Below are 12,399 nucleotides of genomic sequence, written 5' to 3'. Positions count from 1 at the left end.
GGGAAACTTGCTGGATAGTCTGGCGGTTTCTATTGCTTTCACATTACCCCTTTGGAGTGCATCATATGATGCTTATTATCAAATACCTTCTTACAGCGGCCATTGTTGTGCTTGTCTCAGAAGCCGCTAAGCGCAACGAACATCTCGGTGCTTTTCTGGCGTCATTACCCGTCGTCACTCTACTTGTACTTATTTGGCTTCACCTGGAAAAAAGCACTCCGGAGCAGATAACTAACCATGCTTTCTATACTTTTTGGTATGTCGTTCCGACTCTACCCATGTTCCTGATCTTTCCTTGGTTATACTATCAGCTTGGCTTCTGGCTAGGGCTGGGGCTCAGTGCAGCCATGACTGTTGGTGTTTTCTTCATCTGGGGCTGGGCGCTAAAACCCTTTGGAATTGAATTATGGTAGGTAACACGTATACCTAGTCATCTGTTACTGTTAGAACGTGGAAGCTTATTGTCACAATAGCTAGCAGAAGTAGCTTTTTGGTCAAGTCAACTCACAACAGTCATCAGGCACGCACCCAATCACAGGGAGCCGTGAGTGAGGCAGTGACAAACAACTAAATAGAAACGGTAATAGAGATGATGGTTATGATAGTAGAGGAGCAGAAGTGAACCGGATTTGTACCCGGCTCACGACCGTTTATCAATCACCCAAAAATGTGAATTAAGCCACTTTATTATCTGACTCGCCCATTTTGTCTAAACGGTATGCGACGAGATCTTCAATGGTCAGAACAGGCATACCCCATTTCTCACCAAAAGCGATAACCTCGGGTAACCTTGCCATTGAACCATCAGGATTGGTGAGTTCGCAGAGCACACCGTATGGTTTTTTCCCGGCAAGTCGCATTAGGTCGATAGTTGCTTCAGTGTGACCACGTCGCCCTAATACCCCCTCTGGGTTTGCTTTCAAGGGAAAAACATGGCCCGGGCGACTGAGATCAGCAGGTACTGCACCATTCGCTATGGCAGCCTGTACAGTAGTCACTCTGTCTGATGCAGAGACGCCAGTTGTCACACCTTGAGCGGCTTCAATAGTGACGGTAAAACCGGTCTGATTAGCACTGGTATTGTTCTCAACCATCATGGGTAACGCCAGTTGCCGGACTCTTTCATCAGTCAGGCATAGACAGACAATCCCTGAACATTCGCGGATCATCAATGCCATTTGTTCTGGTGTCAGTGTTTCTGCGGCAAATATAATGTCACCCTCGTTTTCTCGATCCTCATCATCAACGACGAGCACCCCCTTGCCGTCGCGTATTGCGGCAAGTCCAGCTTCGACACGATCGAATGCTGAGCCAAATGGTGAGAGTAAAGACTGATTCATGGTAAAACTCCTGTGTAAAACTACCAGAATCAGGGCATAGAAAAGCAGTGAGCCCGTCCGTAAATTGCAGACGAACTGATGCCACATGTTGCCATGTGGGAGGGAAAACCAACACTGCGAAGCACTTTAAAAAGTGAATCTCAGTCGCCAGATCTCACATTTGATTATTTTCACTGATTCTCTCTCATCCGGACTTTAACCGTCGGCTCTGGAGTTACACCAGATCTGCTGACCCTGCACAAAATCGCATGCAGGCGCTCGCGGGCTGCGCACAAAATGCATTACCGCCGGTGGGGAATTCCACCCCGCCCTGAGAATTCATCACCAGAATAGAGTAATTTACTTAATCAGTGCAAGAAGAATGTAGAAAGCGGCCACTGCTCTACAAAACACAGACATTTAGGAATATTTCATCACTTAAATATTTAAGCGTTTGACACGTAAAGTTATAAGAGGTTTTATTTATGAAATTAGCACAATTGTAGATTGAGAAACATGTTACGCAGGGATGCTTAAATCTGTTTTATTTTTCGACCAGACCATGGCCTTTTTCTTGTTTAGAAACATGATGTTTTACGTCGTACAACTCGCTTGTCAAAAGACATACCCATCAATAAAACAGTACTGACACTCAATGTTTCATTGTCTTAACATGGCAGTTGGTGGAAATTAATCAATTATCATTTTATATCTTTGACGGAACACTTACCCTTTACGGCATAAAAAGCACTCACTTCGGTAGATGACGTCTATCACCACGTTAGACGTAACACGATTAGTCGATATGTGTTGCTAAATTAAGCCACAAGCACCTGTAAAAACACTCTTGTTTTTTCAATGAGGTACTGATAACTTCCTTGTATGAAAAAGATTTTACTTCCAGCTTCTAACACATTCATCTGGTGGCGTGCCTCTCAATAAAGCGGCGCGGGCATTCAATATTTCATCCGCCGCCGATGGCAGCTGGTGAAACACATTTATTTATCATTATCTGTCTTCGGTGGTTGGTTCACACCAAAGGAGACACATTAAATGACATACCCACAACAAGAAAAAATTCTCACTGGTGACAGAGCAACTGGCCTTTTGCATCTTGGCCATTTCGTAGGCTCTTTAAGTCAACGCGTCTCGCTTCAAGAGGTTTACCAACAAACTATTCTTGTCGCTGATATGCAGGGTCTGACAGATAACGGAAATACACCTGAAAAAGTATCAGACAACATACTCAATGTGGTCGCTGATTACCTCGCGGTAGGTATAGACCCAGATAAAACAACAATTTGCCTTCAATCAGCACTTCCTGCACTTGCCGAGCTCACGCAGTTTTACTCCAATCTGGTGACGGTTTCCCGTCTAGAACGAAACCCAACGGTGAAGGCGGAGATCGCAAGTAAACAGTTTGGTCGATCCCTACCCGCCGGTTTTCTCTGTTACCCAATCAGCCAGGCCGCAGATATCACTGCTTTTAATGCCACTCTCATACCAGTTGGTGATGATCAATTACCTATGCTGGAGCAAACCAATGAGATTGTCAGAAAAGTAAACAGCATCGCTAAACGTAAAATTCTGACAGAATGTAAGCCACTACTTACTTCTGTACCCCGTCTACCTTCCACCGACGGTAAAAGTAAGATGTCAAAATCAATGGGGAATGCAATTACACTGGGAGCAACACCCAAAGCAATCACAGCGGCAGTCAAAGCAATGTATACCGACCCAAACCACCTGAGAATCGAAGACCCGGGTCAGGTAAAAGGCAACGTTGTATTCACCTATCTCGATGCTCTCCATCCGGACAGCGACTATATCAACCAATTAAAGGAGCGTTATCGTCAGGGTGGGCTTGGAGACGGAACAACAAAGAAAATTCTTGAAGAGTGCCTTCAGGACTTGCTGGCTCCAATTCGAAAAAAACGCGAAGCGTTTCTTGATAATAAGGGGGAACTCGCCGCGATACTCAGAAAGGGCACATTGCTGGCACGAGAGGAGAGCAATGATGTTTTGCAGCGAGTTAAGCAGGCCTTTGGTTTGAACTTACTGGATATCTAAGTGGAAACATTATGATAGTGACTATTTTGTCAGTATCTCTGATAAAAGATAGCGCTTGTTAACGCGTATTAATGAGTTGTGGTATGGGTGTTCCGCTTTAATCAGCGAATGCCCAAATATCAATAAGTCAAAGGGAACATAGATATAAAAATCTAATTTTCATTTTCACATAACTTACAATACAAAAACGTGCCAAGCATCTTTTCCCTTCCGTGAAGAGTCACTACCCATGGCCTCAGAATAAATGGAGGCTGATGGCGCACATGTTGGCAATGACCACAGCGTAGCTCTGCAACCCAATGCCCTTCGTCATCTTTATGATAACCAACAATAGGCTGTTTCATTATTGTCTCCTGTCTACCTATAAGTTACCAGACGAATTATCTCTGTTTCACATTGATAATTTGCTACATAGTTCAGTTATATAGTGACAGAGACAACCGCTTCAAACAACAGCGTGTAGGGGCCTAAATACCATATTTACCCGTTGATAAATATGGTATTGACCAGTCAATCGCCAACCCTTAATTATTATGCCTGTCTCTTACACATCAACGGGTTCTTTTAACGTCGATAAAACACTTTCTAATGCATCCACCAGCTCGGCATTCACCAATTTTCCCGCCTCAGCGTCGAAGTTATCGTAGAAGCTTGGGATGCTCAACGTACCTTTCACTTGGCCGCCAAAATGTGGTGCGGAATTTTCAGCAAGCTTCAATACATGTTGCCCGCCACCAGCACCAGGTGAGGTGGCGAGCATAACGATAGGTTTGTTTTGGTAAATATTTCTGTCTACGCGACTCATCCAATCAAATAGGTTTTTAAAAGCCACAGTGTAGTTTCCATTGTGCTCCGCAAAGGAGACCAAAATAGCGCCTGCTTGCGCAATTCGTGCCAGAAAAGCGTGCGCAGCATCAGGGACACCAAGCTTTTCCTCCAAATCAAAACTATAAATGGGCAAGTCATAATCATTGATATCAACAAAATCAATATCTGCCCCCTCCAGATGAGTCGCAGCGTATTTAACCAGCGTCTTGTTGATAGATTGGATGGTATTGGTTGCTGCAAAAGTAAGTACTTTCATTTTGGTAGCCCGTTCTATTTTCTAAGTTGTTATTACTTTATCAACTGGGAATACGGACAAAAACAGTCAATAATCGGACTTATCGTTTCATATATAGAACAATAAAGCCTGATGAAAATCGACCTGAACGACTACTTCTACTTTGTACATGTGGTTGAGAAAAATGGTTACACCGCAGCAGCCAAGTCCCTAAACATGCCTAAATCAAGATTGAGTCGCCATGTGGCTCAGCTTGAAGAAAGATTGGGTGTAAGACTGCTACAAAGAACCTCCCGAAATATTTCAGTCACCCATGAAGGCCAGACGTTTTACGCACACGCACGCAAACTGGTCGACGCCATGGAAATGGCTGAATCGGCAATGGACAACAGCCACGGTCCATTATCAGGCAAAGTAGTGATCAGCTGTTCTGTCGGCACTGCCCAGTTTGCATTACTCAACATCATTACCGAATTCACAAAACTGTATCCGAAGGTGTTGATCGAACAGCGGGTGACCAATGCCAATGTTGATCTGGTGGCGGAAGGTGTGGACCTTGCTATCCGTGGTCACGCGAATGACTTGCCAGATTCAAGTTTGATTCAACGCTTCATTGCCAATGTCGAATGGGGGCTGTTTTGCTCTCCGGATTATCTGGAGCAGGTTGGCCAAATAGACAGCCCTTACGATTTATCACGCTGCAAGCTACTCAAGATGGGACAAGATAACGGTATTGAGAGTATTCCGTTACAACATATTGACGGTACACGAACCCGCCAGCATACCAACATCATTCTGTGTTCCGAAGATATGTCGACCATACTGCTGGGTGCAGTTCAGGGATTAGGCATCGTATCACTGCCAACCTATGTGTGCCGCGACGCATTGCAAACGGGACAATTGGTGAGAGTCCTACCAGAATGGTTATCGCTTTCAGCGAAATTGAGCTTACTGATGCCATCCCGTGCAGGCGTACCGCCGCAGACTGAGGCATTATCCGCATTTATTCGCGAGCGATTACCGACTGTGATAGCTGGCTAATACACTGAGTATTAATTTTCCTCTTCTGCCGAGTATCACAAATTACTGTACAAGTAAGGCTTATCCCTTTTCTTTACCCAGTAATCAGACTCACCAGTAGAAAAATACACCCCTCACAGGCAGTGAGAAACTGACGAAAATCGTCGAACATAGCCACGGACGAATGTAAGAAATGAAGTTAGGCGAACTAAAAAAAGCGTTGTACAAACAACTTGGAGAAGCGTTGTCCCCCTTTGGTTTCAGTAAAGTACGACAAGGCTCTCTATACCGAAAAACAGACTATGGTTGGCAGGCTATTCATGTTCCTTGTGCTAACTATGGCACAAACCTGAGAGCCAAGATCAGCTGCTCAGTCAGACATGACCAAGTGGAAGACTTGGTAAACGAACTTCGAGCAAATAATGGGGAAACGAAATCCCAACTCAATACGGGCACAGTGGGCGCTTCCCTCGTGGACTTATTTCCTGAAGTAACGCTGACTTGGAGGCTTTGGTCAGAAGACGACATTGCTCAAGTGGTAGAAGGTGTGGTTTTCAATCTCGAACGGCTTTGTGAGCCTTTGTTTGAACGCTTTTCAACATTGGAGCCAACCTATCAGATGGCCATCAGAGACGATAAAGAATCATGGCTCCATATGTCGTCCAATGCCAAAAGAGGTATGACCGCGGTCGCACTGACCATTTTGCTTGATAAACCAAACGTTGAGAAAGTGATATCTGATAAGGTTCAATTTATGAAGAAAATTGAAGATCTGCAGTTAGATGATTTTCTGGAGTTTGTGGAATACATGAGACCACGGCTTACGAGAAAGTAAATGATATAGCCACTGTCTATTCATGATAATCAGGTCTCATGAATAGACAGTAAAGCAATCAATAGTTACCCATAGCGTGGCTTGCTCTCGCACCGCCATCAATAAAAAGCTCACGTGGCTGTTGCTAACTCTACCTTAAACCAGCGGCGACAATGCTCAAGAAAAATACCGTACACCACACCAAGTGCGCCAGAAACAAGGGCATTCGCACCCACTGCCGTGAATATTTGATCAATCTCAGCGCCAACAACGAAAAGGATCACCATATAAATCGGCGACTGAAATGCCACGTAGGCGATAAAATCGGCTGCTGTTTTGGCGCGTTGTTTTGAAGACATACTCGTTGCTATCGCAATCATTTTGTCGCGGAAGAAACCGTAAGGCCACGCAATCAACACATTAATAGGAATGGAGATAAAGCGGGATTGAATTGATTGCTCTACAGTTAATCCGGAAATAAATACTTCGATACACATACCGGTGATAAAGCAAAAAATCACCATGGCAAATGTGTCTACCAGCGCCGCTCGAAGGCGTGCTCTTTTCATCATCTCTTCCCCCAAACACCACTAAAAAATGGGGAAATCCTGTCACCCAATATCTTTGGGATATTAAAGCAGATTAATAGGTAGCTAACATCTTATAAATAGATAAATATCAGTTAATTATATTTTCAATATTCACAGCTTGTTACGCTAAAATAAAAAAACTTGAAGAGATTGCTAACGCCTTGATAAATCTTTCGCCATGATCAGACCCAGACCCAATATCTGAATAAATAATGCCAAATTACGGTACAGATTTATCTCACGGCTTACCGACTTCTGGGCATCACCCTCGTCGAGGTTTGTGGCGTAAAGTTGATTGATACGATCGCGGAGAAATGCCTGCTCATGGTTTATTGCTGCCATCACGCCTTCAAGTGAACTGAAAGACAAAGTATCAGGCAGCTGCACCTTATCGCCCCCTTTCAGATTAGCCAAGAGAGCGTCGGAAACAGCGACAGGCAACTTTTGGTCCTTTGCGTCATAGATGCTCAAAGTGGTAATGATGGCTTCACGACGTCTTTCAAGGCCATCAATTTGCTGCCAGCTCAGTGCTATTAACCGACCGTTGTCTGACTGCTTCTCTGAAATATCTGCCGCTTTTTCCCCAAGATCATCAATGACAAAATTCGTCATTAAGGCAGCCAGAATATTCAGTGCCAGCCCAAGAGCTACCAACGTCCAGGTGGGAATTCGATGTGTCATAGCCTTCTCCGTCAGCAGCGATAGCCTGCCATCACCGTCTCTTGGATGTGCAGTATGTGTGAGTCTACATTCAATTATCGCTATCAGCAGGTTTTACTTGCGCCAGCTTTAGGTAAGCGTGTAACTCATCATTTTTATATTCAATCGCAGAATGAATATTTGTCGTCTTGTTCGCGATAACCCGTGAATGATAGCGATTTGTGTCCTTTTCTATGAATATTTCAAGCGCCCCCCGCTGAATTAACCAGCGTCCAGATGTAGCGAGGCGGCTGAATAGCGTCAGTTCCTCTAGCCTCCCGTCAGGATGAAAATACACCTCAGTGATGTATCCGGCGCTACAGGTTTTTATCCATGTTTGCCCACTGACATCACTCTCAACGAAATGTCGTTTACTCGCCATCCAGTTGAAAAAATCCGGCATATCACTGTCATTCAGAGCTGGTAACTCGTCATGGTCTAAAAAAGCGGCGCTTCCAGATTCCCTGAAGTAAAGCTGAAGTAGCGACGCGTTAACTTGCTCTGGCATGGTCTTATCGATATCAGTCCTTGAAAGTCTCTAGATTATCCTGACCCTAATAGCTGGCGCATCTTTTCTCTTATTGGAATGTTAAGCCAGACTCAAAAGTAGTCTCAGGTTAGACCATATTTCTTCATAGCAACTAAGGTAATTACATGTTTTTATTATGCAAATAAGTGATTGTTAAACTATGTTTATTAGCATAATGAAGAAGACAAATAAGAAGAAATTATGCGCTATTTACTGACACTTTTTATCACAGTGATATTTGCTATACCAACCAGCCTGGCTGAGGAAAAAGCGGAACCGAAGACGCCGAAAAACGAAGTGAGAATGGCACAGAAAAATGAAAAAATTTGCCGGAAAAAATTCTCGAAAATGCTGATGGACTTACAGGTTACATTTAGCTCTTCCGATAAAGACCCCATGGAGCGTCGCATAGCGGAACGCAAAATTGCGGCGGCGAGAAAAAACTACAACGAGTCCGGGAGTTTCTGTGAAGCCTTTTATGCACTAGAAAATTACGAGGCGGACAAAAGCGCAAGACAGGCTGGCGAAGTTATGCTGGAAGGGGAAAAGTAACCCGTATACATCAAGCCCCTTCAGGCCCGCCAAGCGGGCTGATGTGTCACATCTGCCCGAGTATATTGCTCTCATTCCTCTTCAACTTTTTCCGGTCACCCGATTTTCTATCTAACAGAGATATCTTCTTTTAGTTCATGCAAAGACCCTATTTTTTTACTGTCTTTCAATTTTTACATGCATTTCATTGTTGAATATTCATCATTAGTGGGTATTTCATCCTCTGCAAAACCTATGAGAAAATTTTGGTCAAGATTAAAATACACTCAACAATGAATTGCTAATATGAGGAAGGGTGTGCAATCAAATAAATCAATTGTCGCATTCAATCGTGTTAAAAAAGTCCTGGATTTCATTCATGGCAATCTTTCTGAGCCATTATCTCTTGATAAGATCGCGACACAAAGTTGTTGGTCTCGCTGGCAATTACAAAGGGTGTTTCAGAATGCAACAGGCACAACGGTTGCCAATTATGTCAGGGAAGTAAAACTCAGTGACGCGGCCGAGCGTTTACTCGACTCATCAGACCGAGTAATAGATATCGCAACCTACTTGGGGTTTAACTCAGAAATAAGCTTTAGTCGTGCATTTAAAAGCATGTTTGGCGTCAGTCCTCGCTCTTACAGGCAAGCGGGCGTTCGCACCGGCCTCAGGAAACCGATAGAAGTACAGCAAATACAACAGTTTCCCAGTAAACAGACAAACTCATTTGTTGATATCAGGGTAGAAACCAAGCCTTCTTTTTCGTTGGTTGGTATTCATGATTATATCGATGGTCTATTTTCTTACTCTCAAAATTTCTCTGTTAAAGTACCCACACTTTGGCAGCAACTATTACTGTCTACTCCGGAATACCTAACCCATAAATGGCCGCTAACCGGCGTCATTAATATGACTCAATCCAACAATGATGGGACGAACCTTATTTATTGGGCTGGCGTCATCGAGCAAAAACACTCGAAATTTTTCAACGATATTCAGAAGCTCCCGGAAGGATTGAGCAGCCTTGAGGTGCCAGAACAAACCTATGCTGTCGTGAAGCACACAGGAAAGGTTATGTTTTTACCTCAAACGTTGAACTGGCTCATCTTAGATTGGCTACCGCAATCAAATTACCGAGGTATAGATGGGTTTGATCTTGAGCATTACCCTGCGGACTATGAAATAGACAGTGAAGAGGCGGTCATGGAGTACTGGCTGGCAATTGAAAAACACCCTTAATACCTCTCCCTTTTTCTACCGTATTTTAATGCATTTCCTTCCCCATTATTGATACCAATACTGTCATTTCACCATCAATCATTCTTTATGTTATTTCGTTTTAAACAGAGATTTATTTTCTTGTTCTTCCAATTAAGAGATATCCCTTAAAAATAGCTCTCGGTCTTCGTTTCAAGCACGCCAGAGAATTTCGGCATTTTGCACCAAATTGTTAATTTTTCATTCGCTCACAAAGATAACCTTGAATGAGAACCGTTATCAATTGAAGCGATAGAGGGAACTATGCGCACTGTGCCTATTTGTCAAAGGACAACCCTTTTACTCGGACTCATGGTGTCCACAATACCCGTTGCATATGCGGAAAATATTGAAGAGCAAAGCTCGCTGGATACTGTCACTGTTTTCGGAAAAGCCTACAGGAACACGGCCACCAAAACAGCCCTTGAACCAGATGAAACCCCGCAAAGTATCACCGTCATTGATGGCGATCTGATGCAACAGAGAGGGGTAAAGTCACTCAATCAATCGTTGAGATATGCGCCGGGTGTCGTGACAGAAACCAAAGGTTCGTCAGTGACTATGTACGATAACTTTTACCTAAGAGGATTTAGGGTCGAGCAAGCCTACTTCGACGGGCTCTTACTCCAGAATTTAAAAAACTGGAATTTACAGCCTCAGATAGACCCCATCGCCATTCAGCAAATTGAAATCTTTAAAGGTCCCACATCTGTTTTATATGGCTCTATGCCCCCCGGCGGTATGATCAATATGATCGCAAAAGCGCCTCAGTCGTCATCAAGTTCTAAGGTGAGTATTTCGGCAGGCTCACGTAATTTGCTGGGTGCCACAATTGATAGCACGGGCCCCATAGAGAACACCGACCTTTCTTATCGCTTCATCGCATTAACCCGTAAACAAGATAGTCAGGTTGATAATGCGACCGAGGAAAGATATGTGGTTGCCCCGTCCCTCAATTGGCAAATCAATGACAGTACAGACCTTGGTATCACCCTTTACTATCAAAATGATCCATCAATGGGGATAAACTCATCACTGCCCGCTTCAGGTATGTTTATCGAAAACCCACTGGGAAGCGTGTCTCCCTCGACGTCTGCTGGTGACGAGAATTGGAGCGAATTTACGCGAGAAGTGTTTTTAGCTGGCTATAAACTCAATCACGAGTTTAGCGACGACTGGTCTTTCCTACAAAACGCCCGTTATGTCGATGGTAAGCTGTCACAGAAGAATACTTATCATACCTGTTATGTATTTGCCGGAGTTTTATATTGTAACTTTGATGAAACGACTGGTGTCCTGCAGCGCAACATCTATACCACCGACGAGAGCTTGACGGGATTCACCGTCGATAATCAGTTTTCTGGAGAGATCATCAAAGGAAATATTGAGCATAACGTTTTGTTCGGTGTCGATTATCAATACATGACAGGCATCTCTGACTATGCTGAATTTAGGTCATCTGATCCCAACTTTTACGGCTTTAATATTTTCAATCCAGACAATGACTTACTGTCTCCGGCAACACTGACGGAAAGTCACTCGCAAAATGATCGTATTCGTGTTGAACAAATCGGTGTTTACCTTCAAGACCAGGTCCGGATGGGCAGTTTGATATTGCTTGCAGGGGGCCGCTACGATATCTATAAGTCTCGGGTGCTCAGTAAACAAGACGGCCGAACAAATGAATCCTCTACAGATCAGGATGAATTTTCTTTCCGACTGGGTGCGCTATATACACTTGATTCGGGTATTGCCCCTTACATCAGTTACGCCACCAGCTTCGAGCCGACTGCAGGTAATGACACAAAAGGTAAACCATTTAAACCCGAAACCAGTGACCAATGGGAAATAGGCGCAAAATACCAGTCTGACGATGGCAACAGAAATGCATCTTTATCGGTATTTCGTATCACAAAGAGTGATGCGCTTATTGTCAATCCGGGTGATTACCGCGACCCTCAATTACAGATTGGTGAGCTCACGTCAGACGGCATAGAATTACAGACTCAGTGGGGCATTACTGAAAACCTTTTACTTTCAGCAAATTATACCTATTCAGACAAAAAAATTACCAAGGACAGCATTTACCAGCTCAAGGGAACCACACCTATTTACATCCCCGACCATGCGGCAAGTTTGTGGGCAAGCTACAACATAGACAAAGGCCGTCTAGCAGGTACCAGACTCAGCGGTGGCGCCAGATATGTCGGTGAAATGCAGATGGACGCTACCAATACTCAAGGAAAAGTGCCTGCCTACACCAGCGTCGACCTTTCAGTAGGTTACGATCTCGGCGGAGTAGCGCCTTCCCTGTCTGGCACCACAGCTAACCTCGCCGTTAATAACGCATTCGACGAGGAGAGTTATACCTGTTTTGACAAAACAAACTGCTGGTATGGTGCTGAACGCTCCGTGGAATTGACAGTTGAATATGAGTTCTAAGCAGCTGAAACAGGGCGGCAGAAGGCTTGTCGCCTTGGGTTGTTGGTTCTGAAAGCAGCAGG

13 protein-coding genes and 1 riboswitch are annotated in these 12,399 nt (G+C 44.1%); of the genes, 7 read left to right on the top strand and 6 right to left on the bottom strand.

Annotated features, from left to right (window positions below; translation table 11 throughout):
* Window positions 1-65: 65 nt before the first annotated feature.
* Entirely contained in the window at window positions 66-413 is a 348-nt protein-coding gene (locus tag A8L45_RS00890; RefSeq protein WP_068898249.1) for a DUF3147 family protein, read from the top strand.
* 261 nt (window positions 414-674) lie between these two features.
* On the opposite strand, the gene ribB is transcribed toward A8L45_RS00890, so the two are convergent.
* A complete protein-coding gene (gene ribB / locus A8L45_RS00885; protein ID WP_068898247.1) occupies window positions 675-1,340 on the bottom strand; it encodes a 3,4-dihydroxy-2-butanone-4-phosphate synthase in 666 nt (221 codons plus the stop codon).
* A gap of 172 nt (window positions 1,341-1,512) precedes the next feature.
* Window positions 1,513-1,662: riboswitch (FMN riboswitch) on the bottom strand.
* Between the two features lie 710 nt (window positions 1,663-2,372).
* Here ribB and trpS point away from each other — a divergent pair.
* Complete coding sequence (trpS, locus tag A8L45_RS00880; RefSeq protein ID WP_068898245.1) at window positions 2,373-3,389, top strand: tryptophan--tRNA ligase; 1,017 nt, start codon at window positions 2,373-2,375, stop codon at window positions 3,387-3,389.
* Between the two features lie 152 nt (window positions 3,390-3,541).
* Here trpS and A8L45_RS00875 read toward each other — a convergent pair whose 3' ends face one another.
* Both A8L45_RS00875 and A8L45_RS00870 read right to left on the bottom strand, forming a co-directional pair.
* Entirely contained in the window at window positions 3,542-3,733 is a 192-nt protein-coding gene (locus A8L45_RS00875; RefSeq protein ID WP_068898243.1) for a DUF3565 domain-containing protein, read from the bottom strand.
* A gap of 200 nt (window positions 3,734-3,933) precedes the next feature.
* Window positions 3,934-4,473, bottom strand: a complete 540-nt coding sequence (locus tag A8L45_RS00870) for an NADPH-dependent FMN reductase (RefSeq protein ID WP_068898240.1) — start codon at window positions 4,471-4,473, stop codon at window positions 3,934-3,936.
* Between the two features lie 111 nt (window positions 4,474-4,584).
* On the opposite strand from A8L45_RS00870, the gene A8L45_RS00865 reads away from it, so the two are divergent.
* Window positions 4,585-5,493, top strand: a complete 909-nt coding sequence (locus A8L45_RS00865) for a LysR substrate-binding domain-containing protein (RefSeq protein WP_068898238.1) — start codon at window positions 4,585-4,587, stop codon at window positions 5,491-5,493.
* Window positions 5,494-5,665: 172 nt separating this feature from the next.
* Entirely contained in the window at window positions 5,666-6,307 is a 642-nt protein-coding gene (locus tag A8L45_RS00860; RefSeq protein WP_068898236.1) for a hypothetical protein, read from the top strand.
* A 110-nt stretch (window positions 6,308-6,417) separates the two neighbouring features.
* Here A8L45_RS00860 and alaE read toward each other — a convergent pair whose 3' ends face one another.
* The 3 genes from alaE to A8L45_RS00845 all read right to left on the bottom strand — a co-directional run bounded on the left by alaE (window position 6,418) and on the right by A8L45_RS00845 (window position 8,083).
* A complete protein-coding gene (gene alaE, locus A8L45_RS00855) occupies window positions 6,418-6,858 on the bottom strand; it encodes an L-alanine exporter AlaE (RefSeq protein ID WP_245680615.1) in 441 nt (146 codons plus the stop codon).
* A gap of 171 nt (window positions 6,859-7,029) precedes the next feature.
* Window positions 7,030-7,557, bottom strand: coding sequence for a hypothetical protein (locus A8L45_RS00850; RefSeq protein WP_068898231.1), 528 nt, complete (start codon window positions 7,555-7,557; stop codon window positions 7,030-7,032).
* 70 nt (window positions 7,558-7,627) lie between these two features.
* On the bottom strand, window positions 7,628-8,083 hold the full coding sequence (locus A8L45_RS00845; protein WP_068898229.1) for a hypothetical protein: 456 nt from the start codon (window positions 8,081-8,083) through the stop codon (window positions 7,628-7,630).
* Between the two features lie 222 nt (window positions 8,084-8,305).
* On the opposite strand from A8L45_RS00845, the gene A8L45_RS00840 reads away from it, so the two are divergent.
* The 3 genes from A8L45_RS00840 to A8L45_RS00830 all read left to right on the top strand — a co-directional run bounded on the left by A8L45_RS00840 (window position 8,306) and on the right by A8L45_RS00830 (window position 12,337).
* On the top strand, window positions 8,306-8,656 hold the full coding sequence (locus A8L45_RS00840) for a hypothetical protein (protein ID WP_068898227.1): 351 nt from the start codon (window positions 8,306-8,308) through the stop codon (window positions 8,654-8,656).
* 285 nt (window positions 8,657-8,941) lie between these two features.
* Window positions 8,942-9,877: an AraC family transcriptional regulator gene (locus A8L45_RS00835; protein WP_068898226.1), complete on the top strand. Its 936-nt coding sequence runs from the start codon at window positions 8,942-8,944 to the stop codon at window positions 9,875-9,877.
* 282 nt (window positions 9,878-10,159) lie between these two features.
* A complete protein-coding gene (locus A8L45_RS00830; RefSeq protein WP_068898224.1) occupies window positions 10,160-12,337 on the top strand; it encodes a TonB-dependent siderophore receptor in 2,178 nt (725 codons plus the stop codon).
* The last annotated feature ends 62 nt before the right edge of the window (window positions 12,338-12,399 follow it).

Source organism: Veronia pacifica (assembly GCF_001707825.1).
Classification (GTDB): Bacteria; Pseudomonadota; Gammaproteobacteria; order Enterobacterales; family Vibrionaceae; genus Veronia; species Veronia pacifica.
The sequence above is the reverse complement of the archived record's forward strand: the minus strand, read 5'-3'. Positions and strand labels throughout refer to the sequence as shown.